Origin of the sequence: Rhodococcus marinonascens NBRC 14363, from assembly GCF_001894885.1 — a bacterium.
GTDB lineage: Bacteria > Actinomycetota > Actinomycetes > Mycobacteriales > Mycobacteriaceae > Rhodococcus_F > Rhodococcus_F marinonascens.
On the sequence record NZ_BCXB01000038.1, the window covers coordinates 1 to 17,817 of the forward strand.

Annotated in this window: 17 protein-coding genes; 10 read left to right on the forward strand and 7 right to left on the reverse strand. The window is 62.6% G+C overall.

Features of this window, described 5'->3' with window-relative positions; translation table 11 throughout:
* Positions 1 to 180: 180 nt before the first annotated feature.
* A complete protein-coding gene (locus RM2_RS19865; protein WP_072691277.1) occupies positions 181 to 1,653 on the forward strand; it encodes a glycoside hydrolase family 183 protein in 1,473 nt (490 codons plus the stop codon).
* Positions 1,654 to 1,743: 90 nt separating this feature from the next.
* On the opposite strand, the gene RM2_RS19870 is transcribed toward RM2_RS19865, so the two are convergent.
* The 4 genes from RM2_RS19870 to shbA all read right to left on the reverse strand — a co-directional run bounded on the left by RM2_RS19870 (position 1,744) and on the right by shbA (position 5,612).
* Positions 1,744 to 3,399 carry an FAD-binding dehydrogenase gene (locus RM2_RS19870; RefSeq protein ID WP_072691252.1) on the reverse strand — a complete coding sequence of 552 codons (1,656 nt, stop codon included), beginning with the start codon at positions 3,397 to 3,399 and terminating at the stop codon, positions 1,744 to 1,746.
* 10 nt (positions 3,400 to 3,409) lie between these two features.
* Positions 3,410 to 4,093, reverse strand: coding sequence for a TetR/AcrR family transcriptional regulator (locus tag RM2_RS19875; protein ID WP_072691253.1), 684 nt, complete (start codon positions 4,091 to 4,093; stop codon positions 3,410 to 3,412).
* A gap of 108 nt (positions 4,094 to 4,201) precedes the next feature.
* Entirely contained in the window at positions 4,202 to 4,714 is a 513-nt protein-coding gene (locus RM2_RS19880) for a CGNR zinc finger domain-containing protein (RefSeq protein WP_072691254.1), read from the reverse strand.
* 244 nt (positions 4,715 to 4,958) lie between these two features.
* Complete coding sequence (shbA, locus tag RM2_RS19885) at positions 4,959 to 5,612, reverse strand: RNA polymerase sigma factor ShbA (protein WP_084721899.1); 654 nt, start codon at positions 5,610 to 5,612, stop codon at positions 4,959 to 4,961.
* A 189-nt stretch (positions 5,613 to 5,801) separates the two neighbouring features.
* On the opposite strand from shbA, the gene RM2_RS19890 reads away from it, so the two are divergent.
* Complete coding sequence (locus RM2_RS19890; protein ID WP_072691255.1) at positions 5,802 to 6,989, forward strand: ATP-binding protein; 1,188 nt, start codon at positions 5,802 to 5,804, stop codon at positions 6,987 to 6,989.
* 446 nt (positions 6,990 to 7,435) lie between these two features.
* Here RM2_RS19890 and RM2_RS25680 read toward each other — a convergent pair whose 3' ends face one another.
* The 3 genes from RM2_RS25680 to RM2_RS24650 all read right to left on the reverse strand — a co-directional run bounded on the left by RM2_RS25680 (position 7,436) and on the right by RM2_RS24650 (position 8,074).
* Positions 7,436 to 7,561 (reverse strand): hypothetical protein, encoded by a 126-nt coding sequence (locus RM2_RS25680; RefSeq protein ID WP_281250430.1) that lies wholly within the window; start codon positions 7,559 to 7,561, stop codon positions 7,436 to 7,438.
* 9 nt (positions 7,562 to 7,570) lie between these two features.
* Complete coding sequence (locus RM2_RS24150) at positions 7,571 to 7,720, reverse strand: transposase (RefSeq protein ID WP_169846775.1); 150 nt, start codon at positions 7,718 to 7,720, stop codon at positions 7,571 to 7,573.
* Between the two features lie 207 nt (positions 7,721 to 7,927).
* Positions 7,928 to 8,074: a hypothetical protein gene (locus RM2_RS24650; RefSeq protein WP_169846776.1), complete on the reverse strand. Its 147-nt coding sequence runs from the start codon at positions 8,072 to 8,074 to the stop codon at positions 7,928 to 7,930.
* A 1,011-nt stretch (positions 8,075 to 9,085) separates the two neighbouring features.
* Between RM2_RS24650 and RM2_RS19905 the strand changes: the two genes are divergently transcribed.
* From RM2_RS19905 to RM2_RS19940, 8 genes are all read left to right on the forward strand, one after another.
* Positions 9,086 to 9,931: a hypothetical protein gene (locus tag RM2_RS19905; RefSeq protein WP_139277850.1), complete on the forward strand. Its 846-nt coding sequence runs from the start codon at positions 9,086 to 9,088 to the stop codon at positions 9,929 to 9,931.
* 338 nt (positions 9,932 to 10,269) lie between these two features.
* Positions 10,270 to 11,463 carry an Ig-like domain-containing protein gene (locus tag RM2_RS19910; protein ID WP_072691257.1) on the forward strand — a complete coding sequence of 398 codons (1,194 nt, stop codon included), beginning with the start codon at positions 10,270 to 10,272 and terminating at the stop codon, positions 11,461 to 11,463.
* Positions 11,464 to 11,502: 39 nt separating this feature from the next.
* Positions 11,503 to 12,663: an Ig-like domain-containing protein gene (locus RM2_RS19915; RefSeq protein ID WP_072691258.1), complete on the forward strand. Its 1,161-nt coding sequence runs from the start codon at positions 11,503 to 11,505 to the stop codon at positions 12,661 to 12,663.
* Between the two features lie 41 nt (positions 12,664 to 12,704).
* On the forward strand, positions 12,705 to 13,898 hold the full coding sequence (locus RM2_RS19920) for an Ig-like domain-containing protein (RefSeq protein ID WP_072691259.1): 1,194 nt from the start codon (positions 12,705 to 12,707) through the stop codon (positions 13,896 to 13,898).
* Positions 13,899 to 13,937: 39 nt separating this feature from the next.
* The gene (locus RM2_RS19925) at positions 13,938 to 14,816 is read left to right on the forward strand and encodes an Ig-like domain-containing protein (protein WP_072691260.1); all 879 of its coding nucleotides are present in this window, start codon (positions 13,938 to 13,940) and stop codon (positions 14,814 to 14,816) included.
* Between the two features lie 38 nt (positions 14,817 to 14,854).
* Positions 14,855 to 15,703, forward strand: coding sequence for an Ig-like domain-containing protein (locus tag RM2_RS19930; protein WP_072691261.1), 849 nt, complete (start codon positions 14,855 to 14,857; stop codon positions 15,701 to 15,703).
* 39 nt (positions 15,704 to 15,742) lie between these two features.
* On the forward strand, positions 15,743 to 16,927 hold the full coding sequence (locus RM2_RS19935) for an Ig-like domain-containing protein (RefSeq protein WP_072691262.1): 1,185 nt from the start codon (positions 15,743 to 15,745) through the stop codon (positions 16,925 to 16,927).
* A gap of 39 nt (positions 16,928 to 16,966) precedes the next feature.
* Entirely contained in the window at positions 16,967 to 17,812 is an 846-nt protein-coding gene (locus tag RM2_RS19940; protein ID WP_072691263.1) for an Ig-like domain-containing protein, read from the forward strand.
* Positions 17,813 to 17,817: the final 5 nt, after the last annotated feature.

Here is a 17,817-nt window from a genome sequence, read left to right on the forward strand (position 1 = left end):
TGAGACCGTCATCGGCACGACGGATCCGGGACCGGGCACTGAAGACGTCCGGCCCGGGTACCCCGCAAGATTTTCGTTGCGGGTGCGCGTGGTGAATCCGCGAGCGCATCCGTACAGTGCTACCTTCCCGTCGACCGGTGCAGTCGTGTACACAGCGGCATGTTCGACGGAGGGGGAGCGATGTCGAAGAGGTGGGTCGCGTCGTTTGCGGCAGTGGCGATCGGTTCGAGCGCGATCGTCTACTCGAACCAGGGCGACGCTGTCGCCGAACCCGAGGTGGCGTGGAACGGGGTGCCCGGCAGCGGTGCGTGCGCCACCGAGGTTTCGAACGCGACAGTTTCTCTCATTCCGGAGAAGCTCGAGATCCCAATTCCGTACCCGAAGATCACGACGGTGCCGTACCCCGCGCCGGTCAAGGAACCTGTCCGGGTTTCCCAGGAATTGCCGGCCGATCCCTGCACCGATCCGTGCCCGGACTTGACTGACGAGACCGGCCCGGACTCCGGGAATCTGTCGAGCGTGCTCAACATTCCGGACGTCAGCCTGAAGTTCACACCGTTCCACTTCGGAATTCCCGTGCCGGGAGTCGAGATTCAATTGTCCCCTCCGCCGCCCGTGATACATCCCGCGACCGTAGAGGCTCCGCGCAGTCCTGCCCCGCCGACTCCGAAGATCGGCGAGGTGACTCGGGTGGCAAAGGTGACCGGCTCCGGTTCGGTCAGCCGCACCGACAAGCGCTACCAAGTCAACGGCACCGATCTCGGAATCATGTGGGAGTCCGCGCCTGATCAGATCGCTGTAGCGTTTGGCGACACCTTCGGCAAAGGCTTCATTCCGCCCGGCGGCCAGGGTGGCGACTGGCGCAGCAATGTTCTGGGATTCAGCTCCGACCGCAACCTGGCCGACGGGATGAGCCTGGACAGCATGGTGCTGGACAGCCGCTGCCACGCGGCGGAGGTTCTCGACAGCCGCAAACTCGACAACATCGAGATCACCACCATTCCGACATCGGGATTCGCCGTCGGAAACAGGCAATACATGAGCTACATGTCGATCCGAACGTGGAACAGCATCCCGACCACGTGGTGGACCAACTACGGCGGTATCGCCTATTCGGACGACGGCGGCTCCACTTGGACGAAGGACCCGTACGCGAAGTGGGACAACATTTTCGGAGTCACCAAGTTTCAGGTCGCATCGATGGTGCCTGTCGGTGACTTCGTCTACATGTTCGGCACCGCCAACACACGGCTGGGCAACGTCGGCCTAGCCCGCGTTCCGGTCGACCAAATATTGAACACATCCGCGTACCAGTACTGGCAGGACGGCGACTGGACGCCGGTCGGTGGCTTCACGGAAGCGACGCCGATCGTCAATGCTCCTGCAGCCGAATTGTCTGTTCGTTACGACGAGGCCACCGGGAAGTGGCAGATGGCATACCTCGACACGTTGAAGCTGGCCATCGTTCTCCGTGAGTCCGACTCGCCGCAGGGTGCCTGGTCCGACGGGGCCCGGATGGTCAGCGTCACCGAGTACCCGGAACTGTACGGCGGCTTCATCCACCCGTGGTCGAGCGCTGACGACCTATACTTCACCATCTCGACCTGGTCCGACTACAACGTCTTCCTGATGAGGGCGAAGGTGGGCGAGTAGGCGGGACACGTTCATCCGTGTCCCGCCTGAGACATCCACTGTTCTGCATGTCCTGAACTCGAATACTGGTCAAGTAGCTGGCAGCGCCGGCTACAGCTTGCGGGCCAGCGCGCGACCTGCGGCCCGGCCGGAGAAGATGCAGCCACCAAGGAAGGTGCCCTCGAGTGCGCTGTACCCGTGGACGCCGCCGCCACCGAATCCGGCTACCTCCCCGGCGGCGTAGAGACCTTCGAAGGCCGTGCCGTCCGGTCGGATCACCTGAGAGTCGAGGTCGGTCTCGAGGCCGCCGAGGGACTTGCGGGTCAGCAGGTGTAGGCGGACCGCGATCAGTGGACCGTTCTTGGGGTCGAGCAGCGCGTGGGGGCTGACGACGCGGGTAATCTTGTCGGCCAGCAGGCTCCGTGCATTTCGGATTGCCATGATCTGGAAATCCTTGCTGTAGTTGTTCTTCACCTCGCGGTCTCGGGCTACAATCTCGCGCTCAAGGTCCTCGTAGGCCACCGGCGCTTCGGGGGTGATCGCGTTCATGCCATCGACGAGGTCTCGGAGATTGTCGCGAACGACGAAGTCTGCACCGTTTTGCTTGAACGCCTCGACCGGTCCGGGAGCGCCCTTCTTGATTCGTTCGGCCAGGAGTTTGAAGTCGCGGCCGGTGATGTCGGGGTTCTGCTCGGAACCCGACAGCGCGAACTCCTTCTCGATGATCTTCTGGTCGAGAACGAACCACGTGTGGTGGTGCCCGCTGTTCATGATGTGCTGGAGCGTTCCCATGGTGTCGAAACCGGGGAAGTTGGGGCTGGGCAGCCGTTTACCGTTGCCGTCGAACCACATCGAAGATGGTCCGGGGATGATGCGGATGCCGTGGTTCGGCCAGATCGGATCCCAGTTCTCGATGCCTTCGACGTAGTGCCACATGCGGTCTCTGTTCACGATGTTGCCACCGGCGTTCTCGGTGATCTCCAGCATCCGGCCGTCGACGTGTGCCGGGACACCGGCGAGCATGTTCTCGGGAGCTTTCCCCAGACGGGCGGGCCAATTCTTCTTGACCAGTTCGGGATTGCCGCCGATGCCTCCTGACGTGACGACCACCGCCTGCGCGGAGAATTCGAACTCCCCGATCGCGGTCCGTGAACTCTTCACTCCGCGGGATTCGGTGGACGGTTCGAGGACCGTGCCGCGCACGCCGGTGGCGGCGCCGTCCGTCACGACGATCTCGTCGACCTGGTGGCGGTGCTTGAACGTGACCAGGCCCCGCTGTGAGGCCGCGAGGACACGCGTGAGGAAGACCTCCACGACGCCCGGTCCGGTGCCCCAGGTGATGTGGAACCGTGGGACGGAATTGCCCTGCCCGAGAGCGGATCCACGTCCACGCTCAGCCCACCCGACGTTCGGCATCAGACGCAGGCCGAGGTCGTGGAGGTACTGCCGCTTCTCGCCGGCGGCGAATTCGACGTACGCCTGGGCCCATAGTCGTGGCCACCTGTCCTCGCGGTCGCGATCGAATGAGGCCGTGCCCAACCAGTCCTGGATCGCCAGGTCGTACGAGTCCTTGATGCCGAGTCGTCGCTGTTCCGGGCTGTCGACGAGGAACAGTCCACCGAGCGACCAGAATGCCTGGCCGCCGAGGTTCACCGAACTTTCCTGGTCGACCACGAGGACTTTCCGGCCTGCCTGGACCAATTCGTAGGTGGCGACGAGTCCCGCCAGTCCGGCTCCGACAACGATCACATCAGCTTGCTCTGTCACGAAGACTCCTCTATCCGGGGTGGGTGGTATCGGGTTCGGTGTACGCGGCCACGACGTGGGTGAAAAGGTCGAGGCGGAGTTCGCGCGCGGACGCGCCGTCGTCGTCTATCAGGCACTGGACCGCGGTGCCGTCGTGCAGGGCTACAAGCGCGCGACCGAGTACCGGCGGATCGCAGACGATACGACGACCGAGTCGGCTCAGTGCCTTCTCCAGGATTGGCACGATGGTGTTCAGGATCGTCTCTTCACGTGCGGCGAGTGCCTTTTTGAGCGACGGATTGCGCAGCGCGTGGGCCGTGAACTCGGCGTTGATCCGGTACCACTGATCGTCCACCTGGACGGCGTCCAGCACCAGTGCGGTGCCGGTCCGCAGTTTGTCGTCAGTTGCGAGATGGGCGAAGTCGATGGTTGAAGAGTCGGCGGCGCGCCGGATCTGGTCGAGCATCGAACCGGAGCGTTGCTCCCACATGGCGAAGAACATCTCGTCCAACGATGCGAAGTTGGAGTAGAAGGCACCGCGTGTATAGCCGCCGCGTTCGCAAATCTGCTCGACTGTCGACCGGCCGAAGCCATTCTCTGCGAAGATCTCGACGGCGGCGTCGAGAAGACGCTGGCGGGTACGTCCCCGCCGTTTCGTCACCCGCTTGGGCGCATCGGTGGCAGGTTCGGGGGAACTCGCCGGTGATGTCGGCATAGCGCCTCCTCTTCTTCCAGGTTCGACAGCAACGTTCGATACGCTAGCGCATCGGATACACCAGCGTATGCTTTTCTCCGGTTGCGATTCGCCGACCGAGCGAGGCGATTACCGGGCTCGGTGACGTCGCACAGCGTCTCGGTTCGCACAGCGCGGCGAGCAGTAGCGCTGACGTCCGTTGCGCGACGTGTCGACGTAGATGACATTGCATTCCGCCAGCGTGCAACGGCTTAGTCGGTGCATCCCGCGGCCCACGAGGTGCAGCGCAGTGCCCATCGAGATGAGGGCCTCGAGTACACCCGCGAGGGAATGCTGGTCGTCGCGGTAGTGGAGGTGCCAGCCGTCGTTGGCGTGGTTGGTCATTCGCGGATAGGCCGAGGCCTTCGCGAGCATGAGGTTGATCTGTTCAGCCCGAGCTTCTTCAGCGGTTGTGTCGACGATCAGCGTCCACCGGTCGAGTATGGCAAGCACTTCGGACAGGTCGTGGTCGCTGACGGGGAAGTCGACTACGAGGCCGGACTCGACGCATCGAGTCACGAGTTCCTCGGTCGATTCGGGCGGGCGATTCGTGAGATCGGCGGCGAGAGTGACCGCATGTTCGCCGTAAGGGTTGAGATGCACAATGCCATTACATCACGCTGGGTGCATGAGAAACCATCACCAACACGAATGGCGGGAAGTATCGCGGCACCAGACGAGCACAGGGGTCGTCGCCTACCGTGTCTGCGGGTGTGGACGGTGGCAATTGTCGCTGACTGGGGCTTCGCCCACTGAATCGAGCTATGTCTACGTCTAGTCGCAGATGAGGAGAACGTGAACGTCCCTTCGGACAAGCAGGTTCCGTTCGACCCGGCCGCCGCTGGATTCATGCCCTTGTCGGCGTACGAGTGTGAACAGTTTCTGTCCGGGCCGCACGTCGCGGTGTCTGCGAATGATGTTGTGCAGTATTCGATTCGATCCGTTCCCGCAGGTGGTTCAGTGCCCGGTGTTGCGCGACGCGGACGGCCCCAGGGGTGGTATCGAGGACGCGGGCGGTCTGTTCCGCCGACATTCCCACGACGATGCGCATAAAGAGAACTTGCTGGTGGCGGGTCGAGAGGGTTTCGACGAGTTGGCTCATGCTGCTGTGCGATTCGCCGCGTAGTACTTGGTGTTCCGGGTCGTCGTCGACGCTGACCACCTTGGTTTCGGCCGCAGTACGTGCGGTGGCGACGGACCACCGGGCGGCGCGGCGCCGAGCGTCGGACACCTTGTGCGCGGCGATACCGAAGATGAATGACAACAAGGACTTCCCCTGGTCCTCGTACGTGGAAAGTGCGCCCATCAACGCTAGGCAGACGTCCTGGGCGACGTCGTCGGCGCACACATGCGAGCTATCCACGGTCCCCAGTCTGGTCTTGCAGTAGCGATGCACGAGGGGGTAGGCGACACGCAACACTTCTTCGACGGCCCCATCGTCGCCGGCAGCGGCCTGCGGCGCGAGTCGCTCCAACTCGGCTCGGGCGTCCAACTCGATCATGGTGTCCTCCCCGTTTCTGCGTTCGTATCCAGCCTCGGGGGAACTTGCGGAAGCTGATAGACACCAAAGGGTGGGGAAGTCCTCACTCCCTAGCCAGGACTTGATCGCGATATCTAGCTTGATTGCGATATCTAGGACACGCGCTAGATCAGCGCATATTCGGCAACAGAGGTTGTTACCTTCATGGCTATGGACCCAGTCCGTAACCCGTATGCGCCAGGTGCCGGGCAGCGACCACCGGAACTGGCTGGACGAACCAGGCAACTCGACGCGTTCGACGTGGTGCTCGAACGGATCGCGCGTGGCCGCCCGGAACGCAGTGTGATGCTCACCGGCCTGCGCGGCGTCGGGAAGACGGTGCTGCTCAACCACTTGCGCTCGGCGGCGATTTCGCGGAGATGGGGAACCGGGAAGATCGAGGCCCGTCCAGACCAGGATCTGCGACGGCCGCTGTCGTCGGCGTTGCACATGGCGGTCCGGGAGATCGCCGGTTCGCACCGCGACCCCGACCGGGTGGAGGAGTTCCTTGGCACACTGAAATCGTTCGCCCTGCGTGCGACCGCGGACAAGGGCATGCGGGAGCGGTGGCAGCCAGGCATCGACGCTCCGGCGGTGAAGGGTCGCGCCGATTCCGGTGACATCGAGATCGATGTGGTCGAGTTGCTGCTCGATGCGTCATCGCTGGCCCGAGACGTCGGTGTCGGGATCGCGCTGTTCATCGACGAGATGCAGGATCTCGGCGCCGCGGACGTCTCGGCAGTGTGCGGGGCCTGCCACGAACTCAGTCAGGACGCGGCACCGCTGATTGTGGTCGGTGCGGGCCTGCCGCACCTTCCTGCGGTGCTGTCGGCGTCGAAGAGTTATTCGGAGCGGCTGTTCAGCTACCACCGCATCGACCGACTCGACCGGGCGTCCGCCGACCGGGCACTGATCGCGCCTGCCGAGCGGGAGGATGTGAAGTTCACCGACGAGGCGTTGGACGGGTTGTATGCCGCCGCCGACGGTTACCCGTACTTCGTCCAGGCGTACGGCAAGGCGACGTGGGACGTGTCCGCGGCGAGCCCGATCACCGAGGAGGACGTTCGGGTGGCCGCGCCGACGGCGGAGGAAGAACTCGCGGTCGGCTTCTTCGGCTCGCGGTACGAACGCGCGACGCCCGCCGAGCGCGAGTACATGCGAGCGATGGCCGATCTCTCCGCCGACGACGGACCGGTCGCGACGGCATCGATCGCCTCCGAACTCGATCGCAAGCCCGCCTCCCTGTCACCTGCTCGGGACGGGTTGATCAAGAAGGGGCTGATCTATTCGGCCGAGCGTGGGTCGATCGGATTCACCGTCCCACACTTCGGCCGGTATCTACGCGCGCAAAGCGACTAGTCTCAGAGCAACACTGTTGCAGTGCAATGAATATCGACTCTGAATCGTGGTCCATCAGCAACACCTGCGGTGGGCCCTGCGCGCAGTGTTCCGGGGAGGTCACCCGACCTACTGCACCGAACTCGACATCGCACGATTGCGAGAGTGATCGATCCACACCTGAAGGCCTTCCTCCTTCCACAATCGGTGAACCTTCTTCTTGTTCACCAGCCGGCCCTCGTCTTAGCGGAGATGGGCCCGCGCGCGCCGGAACCCATGCAGCGGGTGGTCCCTGGAATAGCGGCGAAGCCAGGCCCGCAGTTTGGCGTCAGGATCTGTCAGGTTCTGCGCAACGGGGATCCGTCGAAATGTTGATCGGGCAAGCCCAACAGCTTTGCATGCCAATCGCTCCGAGATAGACAACGTGGAGGTCAGCATCTCGACTGCGCGGCGCTTGGCTGCTGGGCTCAGAATTTTCCCTTGGCCACCTCACGCAGCGCGTCCTTCTCCAGTTCGGCCTCGGACAGCAAGCGTTTGAGCTTGCTGTTCTGCTTTCGGAGCTCCTCGAGTTCCTTCGCGGCCCCGGCATCCATGCCGCTGTACTAGCGTCGCCAGTTGTACAGGGGCGCTGCCGAGACCTCGAGTTCGGCGGCGACCTCCTCCTGTGTCATGCCCGCAGCGGCCAATTCGTCCGCCCGCCGCAGCTTCCGAACGATGTCCTCCACAGAACCGCGCTTCCGTCCAGCCATCATCCCTATCGTCCTTCCACCTCCCAGATCTGGGAGGTGGAAGGACGATAGACAAAGTGAACCCAGCACGGAAGGTACGCCCCCGAGGGGCTGGAATCAACAAGACTCCAAGTCCTAGCGGACCCGCTCAATGGAGACATGCCGGAGGTCGGGGATTAATCCAACTCCAAAACGATGTGGATCCGTTCATGGGAGACATGCCAAGACTCATCAAAAAATCTTGTTGACACAATTCTTGGTCGGGGTCACACTCAGTGGCGGGTCCTCAGCCGTCTCGTCCGCGTAACCGGGTACCACAGCAAGGGACGGGAACAAGTAGATGTCGCCGAGCGCGAGTACTGCCTCGAAGTCTGTCAATTCGCCCGCCTCGAGCGCAGGTCTGTAGGGACAGTTTATGAATCGACCCCATTGTTCAAGAAGTTCGGCAAGAGCAATTCACTCCGAAACGGCAACCTTTCTGCAGGAGTCATGTCCTTCCGGTTTGAGGCATCGGCCGATCACGATGCTCTCCCCGGATTGACCGCCGACAAATGTCCTCGACTGGAAGGTTCCCGATAGTCGGTCCAGGTGGTTCTGCAGTCGCTGGTGAGTGCTGTATGGCTAGGGCACATTCGGTGCGTCGACGACGATTGGCGATAGTGCCAGTTCCGCTGCGATCTACTTGCCGGTGCTCCCTACGCGGCCAGCTCGTCTGCGAGACGTAGCTTCCGCACGATGGCCTCTGCCGACTGCCTCTTGCATTCCGCCATCTCGCTGGCCGTTTCTTCCGGTCGCGTTCGATGGGTGCAACGGGACTCTAGATTGGCCCTGACTCATCCACGGGGACAGGCAAGGTCGGACCCGAAACACTTCGAATTCAGCCGGAGCACCGGATCGGCATTGGGCAGTATCCAATTGGTAGGCGGGCGCATCGAAATCGATGCCGGTTCGTGCGCTCACCTCGAACGCCCGCATCTTCGTGGAATGTGCTTGAACATTTCAGCATCTTCCGACGGTTCGAGTTCGAATTCGAATTCGCGTTCATCTTCTGGTGCGGAACATGATTCGTCAGTCAAATGCGCTGCATCGAGATCCCTCGCCGGCCTCAGGCGGTCCTCGATTGCAAGCGAACAGCACCGATCCTGAAAGTACCTAGCATTTCAACTATTTGTCAGATGCGGGATTGATTGCCGCGGTTGACAAGTGAGGAAGTTCACAATACTCTCCGATGCACATTCCGAGATCGGAATACTCACTCACATCTCCTGTGAGCAATCGCCGCCTCCCGCGGAGGGGGGTCGGCGCACCCCGTCGGACTGTGGTATGGAATCTCGAGACTCGCTTTGCCACAGACCGGTTCAGCCTGATCGACTCTAAAGAAAAGGTAATATGAAGGTAACGGTTCGTTCTCAAGTTGTTGCCGGGATAGCCGGGTTTGCTGTGGTCGGCGGCATTGCAGGTGTCGGCGCCATGTCGTACACACAGCCCCCACTGAGCACCACGGCGCCGGAGATACAACTTGCGGGGTTCGCCGGGGATCTCGGCGACTACCTGTTCCCCGGCATTGGACAGGCCGCTGTCGACGCTGCCACTCGGGCCAACGAGACCGGCGACCCCAGGGGAGCCTTCGTCGGGCAATTCCCCAACCTGATCAGCCCGGCGCTCGCGATTACGACCTACTTCTTTCCGTGGGATCCGATATCCCTCTATCTGTCCGCCTATGCAATCGAACAACTGCTGGATACGGGCCAGCTTTTTCCGAGCGGCCCCACGAACCCGGGACATGAAGTTCCGGAACTGAGCACCGAAGACACCGAGAAGCTCGCCGACGCAGTGAGTACCGTAGATGACAATCTTCGCAAAGTCGGCATCGACGTCAACGACCTCGACCCGAACAAGGTGCGCTCCGTACAGTCCGTCCTCGATTCTTTCGGCGCCACGTTCAAGATTCAGTCCGCTATCGACGAGTTGAACTTTGCGCGTGGGATCCTCAACCCCGAAGATCCCGACGGCGGGACCTCGGATGACGGGACCTCGGATGACGGGACCTCGGATGACGGGACCTCGGATGACGGGACCTCGGATGGCGGGACCTCGGATGGCGGGACCTCGGATGGCGGGACCTCGGATGGCGGGACCTCGGATGGCGGGACCGCCGGCAGGGCCACCGGAAGCCTGACCAACGGGGTTGCAGGCGTGCTTCGCCATGCTCCTCAACCAGCGGCAACCGGATAGGCGGCGCCTCGAACAGCCCGCTTCCGGCATCGACGCTACCGACGATGCCGGAAGCGGTCACAGGAGGAGCTTGCGGTTCGTTGAGAGAGCGCAGTGCGCTGCGCTGTCACCACCGCCTTGCACTACTGGCGGAGCACGTCGAATTGTTTGGGCGTAGTTGTCTTGTGGCGGGTGAGGGATAGGCGAACCCCGGTTTCCCCGAGTGCGATTCCTTGTGGGACGAGCCCTTCCCGCAAGCGGTGATCCGGTCGATTGAAGGGCGCACTGAACGGCCTCGAGGTCGCCCCCCCCCCCATCAGTCGGAGCAGCTGTCCCGAATTGCAATCGAGAGGAAACGCATGTCTGACAACATCATCCGTTATGTGGTCAGCATCGTCAGTGTCATGGCGGTGGTCGCAGGGTTCGCGGTGACGGTCGGGACCGGCGCCGCGGGTGCGGCTTCCCAAACGAAGTCGTGGACCTCCGGAAAGACCAAGTTCACCCGAACGATCAGCAATGTGAACCCTGGAGTCAACTCCAGGGTCACCGTGCAGATCACAATCGAGAAGAAGTTCGGCAGTTCGGCGGAGTACATCTACGAGATCACGGACAGAACCCCTACATGCTGGAGCTTGTTGTCGTCGAAGGTGGACGGGCATCCCTATCAATCGGTCGGCCGCGGCCCAGGGGGTTATGGCGATACCCCCGGTGCCGCGAAGCTCGCGGCTGGCATCTTCGATTGGCCAATCCGCCCCATCATCAGTCCGAAGTCGATCATGTTCGAGTTCACGTACAACGTGTGGAGTAACTGTGAGCAAGGTGTTCCATTCGAGACGGGGATGAGCTACAAGGGCTCGCACGGCACCAGCAACTTCAAGACCAAGGGCCCGGTGGTCACGATCGGTAAAGTCCCCACTACCACCGAGTTCGGCGATGTGCCGGCCGAAGTCCACCTCGGGCAGTCGGTGCCGCTGACGGCGACCGTCACCGGTGGCGCCAAAGGCGACACCGTCGAGTTCTACGACGGCGCCACCAAGATCGGGACGGCTGCGCTCGACAAAAAGGGTGTGGCGGCATTCGAGTGGACTCCGGACACGGCGGGTGAGCACACACTGTCGGCGAAGTACCTGGCCACCTCGCGGGTGGCGGGTTCGCAGTCGGGTGTGCAGACCGTCCCGGTCCCGGTCCCGGACGCGGAGACCACCACGGTGCTCACCGGCCCGTCGAGCGTGCAGGCCGGCGCGGAGGTGAGTTTCGAGGCGCAGATCTCCCCGACCCCTGAGGGTGGCATCGTGCAGTTCAGGGACGGCGACACCGACTTGGGTATCCCTGTACCGGTGGTCGAAGGCGGCAAGGTTAGCATCACCCGCACCTTCGATTCCGCTGGCACCCATGACATCACCGCCGTCTACGGCGGAGCACCGGGCTATGTCGGTTCGACCTCCGAGGCCCTCACCGTCACGGTCACCCTCGATGACGACGACGGCGACGACGACGGCGGCACCGACGAGCCCGTCGGCACAGGTTCGGCAAGCAACACTTTCGGATCCTGACCCGACTGCGAAGCACGCTTCATCATCGAGAGGAAATTGATGTCCGGCAGGAACATGCGACGCACGATCGGCGCCATCAGTGCCGTGGTGGTGACCGCAGGATTCGCTGTCACCGGCGGTGCCGGCGTCGCGGGTGCGGATTCCAAATCGATATCGTGGTCCGACGGTTTCAGCAAGTTCACCCGGACGATCAGCAACGTCAATGCCCGCCCGGGAGACACCATCACCGTGTCGACGAAGTTCGAACGGAAGGTCGGTGGTGTGTTCGAGAATATCGGCGAGGTCACCGACGTGCACCCGCAATGTCTGACGGTCAAGTCGGCGAAGGTGGACGGGAAGAACCACGATCTCGCGAGCGGATCCCCCAGGTGGGCGCAGGTCAGAGGGTCCTGGAAAGTGCACCCGATCATCAACCCGAAGTCGCACACGTTCGAGTTCACGTACCTGGTCGGGAACTGTGACCGCAACGTTCCGCTGGAGACGGGAATGCGCTACGTGGGTTCGCTCGGAATGGGTGTCTACGAAACGAAGGGTCCAGAAATCACGGTCGGGTCGAGCACAACCAGCACCATCCTCGGAGTGCCGGACGACGCGCAGGTCGGTAGCTCGGTGCCGTTGCGGGCGACCGTTATCAACTCGTTCGGCAGCGTAGGCACCGGTTCCGTCGAGTTCTACGACGACACCACGAAGATTGGGGAGGCTCCCGTGAAGGATGCATTTCTCTGGGGTGTGGCAACGTTCGACTGGACACCGGACACGGAGGGTTTGCGCAAACTGTCTGCGAAATATGTGGGCACCTCACAAATCCTAGGTTCGCAGTCGAGCGTGGAGACCGTGCAGGTATCGCCGGCCCCGGACGCCGAGACCGTCACGGTGCTCAGGGGACCCTCGACCGCGCAGACCGGCACCGAGGTAATCTTCGGCTCGCAGGTCTCCCCGACCCCCGAGGGCGGCACCGTGCAGTTCAGGGACGGCGACACCGACCTGGGCGCCCCGGTACCGGTGGATGCGGACGGCAAGGCGAACATCACCCACACGTTCGATTCCGAAGGTGCTTATGCCATCACCGCCGTCTACGGCGGAGCACCGGGCTATGTCGGTTCGACCTCCGAGGCCGTTACGGTCACTGTCAACGACGCGGATGGTGGCACCGGCGAGCCCATCGGCACGGGATCAGCGGGCAACGTCTTCGGATCCTGAGACCTGTCTACGAAACACGCTGCATCATCGAGAGGAAAGAGATGTCCGGCATGAATATTCGCCGCATGATCAGCGCCCTGGGTGTCGTGGCGGTAACCGTAGGATTTACCTTGGCCGCCGTCGACGTAGCCAGTGCAGCTCCAGCGACGCTGTCTTGGAAGGACGGCAAGACCAAGTTCACCCGAACGATCAGCAATGTGAACCCTCGAGTCAACGAGAGGGTCACCACGTCGACGAAGATCGAACGGACCGGTGGGGTGGTGGAGTACATCAGAGAGGTCACGGACATCACCCCTACATGCTGGAGCTTGGTGTCGGCGAAGGTGGATGAGGAGCCCTATAGTGCTGGCGATACCGCGGGTGCAGCACAGGTCAAGGGAGGCCCTACCCAGTGGCCGATTCGCGGCCTGGTCAGCCGGAATTCGCGAACATTCGAGTTCACGTACAGGATCACGGACAGCTGCAGTCGCACCGTTCCCGTGGACACGGGGGTGACCTACGACGGAACGCTCGGCAAAGGTAACTACAAGACCAAGGGCCCGGAGGTCACGGTTGTCAAAGATCCCACTACCACCGAGTTCGGCGATGTGCCTACCGGTATGCAGGTCGGGCAGTCGGTGCCGTTGACGGCGAACGTGACCAATGGAGCGCAACAAATAGTCAGTGGTGACGTCGAGTTCTACGACGGCACCACCAAGATAGGGGAGGCCCCAGTGAGAAAGGGGTCTCAGTACTGGAAGGGCACGGCGGCTCTCGACTGGACACCCAGCACGGAGGGTACGCACAGCCTGTCCGCGGTATACGTGGAGACCTCGAAGGTCGCGCGCTCGGAGTCGAGCAAGCGGACCGTGCAGATTTCGTCGGTCCCGGACGCGGAGACCAGAACGGTGGTCACCGGACCGGCGACCGCGCAGACCGGTACCGAGGTGAGTTTCGAGGCGCAGGTGTCCCCGGCCCCCGAGGGTGGCATCGTGCAGTTCAGGGATGGTGACACCGACTTGGGTATCCCGGTACCGGTGGGCGAAAACGGTAGGGTTAGCATCACCCGCACCTTCGATTCCGAAGGCGCCCATGACATCACCGCCGTCTACAGCGGTGCACCGGGCTACTCCGGCTCGACCGCTCAGCCCATCACTGTCACGGTCACCGTCAACGATGAGGGTGGTGGCGCCGACGACGGCGGCAACACGGATGGAGGCGGCACAGGATCGGCCGGCAACATATTTGGATTCTGATTCGACCACGGAACACGCTTCATCATCGAGAGGAAAATCATGTCCGGCAGGAACATACGCCGCATAGTCGGTGTCCTCGGTGCCGCCGCGGTGGCCGCAGGATTCGTGGTCGCTGCTGGTGTCGGTGTTGCCGGCGCGGCAGACAGTTCGGTGACGTGGACCGACGGAAACGCCAGGTTCACCCGCAGTTTCAGTAACATAAAACCTAGTGCGGGCGACGATATCACCGTGTCGACGAAGTTCGAATGGTTCAAAGGTTCGGTCTTCGAATCTGAATTCATCTACGACATCTGGGACGTACACCCGGAATGTCTGACCTTCAAGTCGGCGACGGTGGACGGGAAGCCATATGACATCCATACGCAGGATGCCGATTTCGTGAGGGTCAGCAACAACACGAATGCGTGGAGTGTGACCCCTCCAAGCGGCAGCAATCGGTCGCGCACGTTCGCGTTCACGTATCAGGTTGGGACGAACTGCAACCGCAACGTCCCGCTGACGACAGGGATGCGCTACCTCAGTTCCCGTTCCTCCGGCGGAAACATCAATGCCTACAGCGATGTGGGCCCGGACGTCACGGTCAGGTTGGACACCTCCAGTACCGCTCTCGATACTGTGTCGTCCGGTGTGCAGGTCGGGCAGTCGGTACCGCTGACGGCGACGGTGACCGGTGGTGCCGCCGGAGACGCGGTCGAGTTCTACGACGGCCCAGCCAAACTCGGGACGGCCCTGCTCGACGGCACTGGTGTGGCGGCCTTCGGCTGGATACCGGACGCGGTGGGCAGACACGGTCTGTCTGCGAAATACCTGGGAAACCCACAGACCGAGAGCTCACAGTCGAGTTTGCAGACCGTGCAGGTCTCCCTCGATGCCGAACCCGGCACCACTGGGTCGGTCGGCAATCTCTTCGGATCCTGACCAGAATACGAAGCACACTTCGCATTGAGAGGAAATTGATGTTCGGCAAAAATATTCGTCGCTTGCTTGGTGCACTGGGCGCCGGGACAGTGGTCGCTGGATTCGCGGTCACCGTCGGTGCCGGCGTGGCGGACGCAGCACCCGCCACGGTGACCTGGACCGATGGTGATCACACGTTTACTCGCACGATCAGCGACGCAACCCCCTACCCGGGAGACACCGTCACCGTGTCGACGAAGTTCGAAACTAACGCCTTTGGCCTTATAGAGTTCATCTCCCTGGTCAACGACGTGCGCCCGGAATGCTTCACGTTCGAGTCGGTGGAGGTGGACGGGACGCCCTATCATCTCGACAGCCAGGATGCCGTTGGGGCTCAGATCACAGGGGGGTGGGAGTGGAGTAGGTCTAGAAACCCGTCGCACACGTTCGAATTCACTTACCAGGTGGGCGACAACTGCGACCTCAACGTTCCGTTGACGACGGGAATGCGCTACTACTCTTCGGGCAGCCACGCCTACAACACCATGGGCCCGGATGTCACGGTCAGAAAAGACCCTACGACCACTGCTCTTGCTGACGTGCTGACCGATGTGCGGGTCGGGCAGTTGGTACCGCTGACGGCGACCGTGACCGGCGCCGCCGCCGGTGACATCGTCGAGTTCTATGACGGCGCCACCAAGATCGGGACGGCTCAGCTGGGCAGCCTTCGCATGGCAACACTCGACTGGATACCGGCCACCGGGGGTGAGCACAGCCTGTCCGCGAAATATGTTGGGGCCCAGCGGACACAGAGTTCGCAGTCGAGCGTGCAGACCGTGCAGGTCTCAAACGCCCCGAACACCGACGACGGAGGCACCGGATCGGCGGGCAACATCTTCGGATCCTGACCCACCCATTACGCACGCTTGATCATCGAGAGGAAATTCATGTTTGGTAGGAATATTCGTCGCACGATCGGTGCCGTCAGTGCCGTGGCGGTGGCCGCGGGGTTCGCGGTCACCGTGGGTGTCGGCGTCGCGGGTGCGGCTTCCCAAACGACGTCGTGGATGGACGGGAAGAGCAAGTTCACCCGCACGGTCAGCAACGTGAGTCCCCATGCGGGAGACACCATCACCGTGTCGACGAAGTTCGAACGACCCAAGGGCAAAGGGGGGTCAGTGGTGGAGTACATCCGCGAGGTCACGGACGTGCACCCGGAATGTCTGACGGTTCAGTCGGCGAAGGTGGATGGGAAGTCTTACGGCATCGACAGCCAGGGCAGTGATTGGGCGAGGGTCAAGGGCGGCCCCACCAAGTGGCCGGTACGCCCCGTCCTCAGTCCTAAGTCGCGCACGTTCGAGTTCAAATACAAGGTCGGGGCGAATTGTGACCGCAACTCTGCGCTGAAGACGGGAATGCGCTACTCGGGTTCGCTCGGCAGCGGTACGTACAACACCAAGGGTCCGGCCATCAAGGTCGGGTTGGACTCCTCGACCACCGTTTTCGGTGCCGTACCGTCCGATCTGCAGGTCGGGCAGCCGGTACAGCTGACCTCGACCGTGACCAGTGGCGCCACCGGTGACCCCGTCGAGTTCTATGACGGTGCCACCAAGATCGGGACGGCCGCGCTCGACGGCAAGGGTGTGGCGGCCTTCGGCTGGATTCCGGACACGGAGGGTGAGCACGCACTGTCCGCGAAGTACCTGGCTACCTCGCGGGTGACGGGTTCGCAGTCGGGTGTGCAGACGGTGCAGGTCTCTCCGGTCCCGGACGCGGAGACCACCACGGTGCTCACCGGCCCGGCAACCGCACAGACCGGTGCGGAGGTGAGTTTCGAGGCGCAGGTGTCCCCGATCCCTGAGGGTGGCACCGTGCAGTTCCGGGACGGCGACACCGACCTGGGTGCCCCGGTACCGGTGGATGCGGACGGCAAGGCGAGCATCACCCACACCTTCGATTCCGAAGGCACCCATGAGATCACCGCCGTCTACAGCGGGGCAGCGGGTGTTTCCGGTTCGACGGCCGAGCCGGTCACGGTCACGGTCACCGACGCGGACGGTGGCCCCGACGACGGCGACGGTGGTACCGATGACGGTGGCACAGGATCGACGGGTAACATCTTCGGCTCCTGACCCTGCTACCACGAATGCTTCATAGTTGAAAGGGAATTCATGTCTGACAGAAACATTCGTCGCGCGGTCGGAGTCGTCAGTGCCGTGGTGGTGGCCGCGGGGTTCGCGGTCACCACCGGTGCCAGCGTCGCCGGTGCGACACCAGCGGCAGCGTGGACTGACGGCTTCAAGAGCTTTACCCGCATGGTCAGCGACGTGAATCCCTCCTCCATTGTCCTTTCTGTGCCGAACGATCTGCAGGTCGGACAGTCGGCATCGGTGACGGCGACGGTTATCAATCAGGATGCCCACAGAAACACGGGTTTCGTCGAGTTTTACGACGGCACCACAAAGATCGGGGAGGATGCGGTGCAAGACCATATTCTGTGGGGCACGTCGGCATTCGACTGGACGCCAACCACGGCTGGTGAGCACATTATGTCCGCGAAGTACGTGGGGAACCCGCAGGCCGAGGACTCGCGGTCTGATCTGCAGATCGTGCAGGTCGCGTCGGCTCCAGAAGCCGAGACCGCTATGGAGCTCACCGGCCCCCCGGCCGCGCAGACCGGCACGGAGGTGAGTTTCGAGGCGCAGGTGTCCCCGACCCCTGAGGGTGGCACCGTGCAGTTCAGGGATGGTGACAGAGATCTGGGTGCCCCGGTGCCGATGGATGCGGACGGCAAGGCGAGTATCACCCACACCTTCAATTCCGAAGGCACCCATGACATCATCGCCGTCTACAGCGGGGCACCGGGCTATTCCGGGTCGACCGCCGAGGCCGTCACGGTCACCGTCACCGTCACCGACGCGGACGGTGGCACCGACGGCAACACCGACGGCGGCGACGGCGGCAACACTGACGAGCCCGATGGAACGGGATCGGCGGGCAACATCTTCGGATCCTGATCCGA

What these genes read in the sequence shown, in the direction of transcription:
- RM2_RS25680 (WP_281250430.1), bottom strand. Translation starts at nt 7,561, where the DNA reads ATGGATGCCGGGGCCGCGAAGGAACTCGAGGAGCTCCGAAAGCAGAAC.
- RM2_RS19875 (WP_072691253.1), bottom strand. Translation starts at nt 4,093, where the DNA reads ATGCCGACATCACCGGCGAGTTCCCCCGAACCTGCCACCGATGCGCCC.
- RM2_RS19920 (WP_072691259.1), top strand. Translation starts at nt 12,705, where the DNA reads ATGTCCGGCATGAATATTCGCCGCATGATCAGCGCCCTGGGTGTCGTG.
- RM2_RS19925 (WP_072691260.1), top strand. Translation starts at nt 13,938, where the DNA reads ATGTCCGGCAGGAACATACGCCGCATAGTCGGTGTCCTCGGTGCCGCC.
- RM2_RS19910 (WP_072691257.1), top strand. Translation starts at nt 10,270, where the DNA reads ATGTCTGACAACATCATCCGTTATGTGGTCAGCATCGTCAGTGTCATG.
- RM2_RS19935 (WP_072691262.1), top strand. Translation starts at nt 15,743, where the DNA reads ATGTTTGGTAGGAATATTCGTCGCACGATCGGTGCCGTCAGTGCCGTG.
- RM2_RS19905 (WP_139277850.1), top strand. Translation starts at nt 9,086, where the DNA reads ATGAAGGTAACGGTTCGTTCTCAAGTTGTTGCCGGGATAGCCGGGTTT.
- RM2_RS19930 (WP_072691261.1), top strand. Translation starts at nt 14,855, where the DNA reads ATGTTCGGCAAAAATATTCGTCGCTTGCTTGGTGCACTGGGCGCCGGG.
- RM2_RS19915 (WP_072691258.1), top strand. Translation starts at nt 11,503, where the DNA reads ATGTCCGGCAGGAACATGCGACGCACGATCGGCGCCATCAGTGCCGTG.
- shbA (WP_084721899.1), bottom strand. Translation starts at nt 5,612, where the DNA reads ATGATCGAGTTGGACGCCCGAGCCGAGTTGGAGCGACTCGCGCCGCAG.
- RM2_RS19865 (WP_072691277.1), top strand. Translation starts at nt 181, where the DNA reads ATGTCGAAGAGGTGGGTCGCGTCGTTTGCGGCAGTGGCGATCGGTTCG.
- RM2_RS19890 (WP_072691255.1), top strand. Translation starts at nt 5,802, where the DNA reads ATGGACCCAGTCCGTAACCCGTATGCGCCAGGTGCCGGGCAGCGACCA.
- RM2_RS24150 (WP_169846775.1), bottom strand. Translation starts at nt 7,720, where the DNA reads ATGATGGCTGGACGGAAGCGCGGTTCTGTGGAGGACATCGTTCGGAAG.
- RM2_RS19940 (WP_072691263.1), top strand. Translation starts at nt 16,967, where the DNA reads ATGTCTGACAGAAACATTCGTCGCGCGGTCGGAGTCGTCAGTGCCGTG.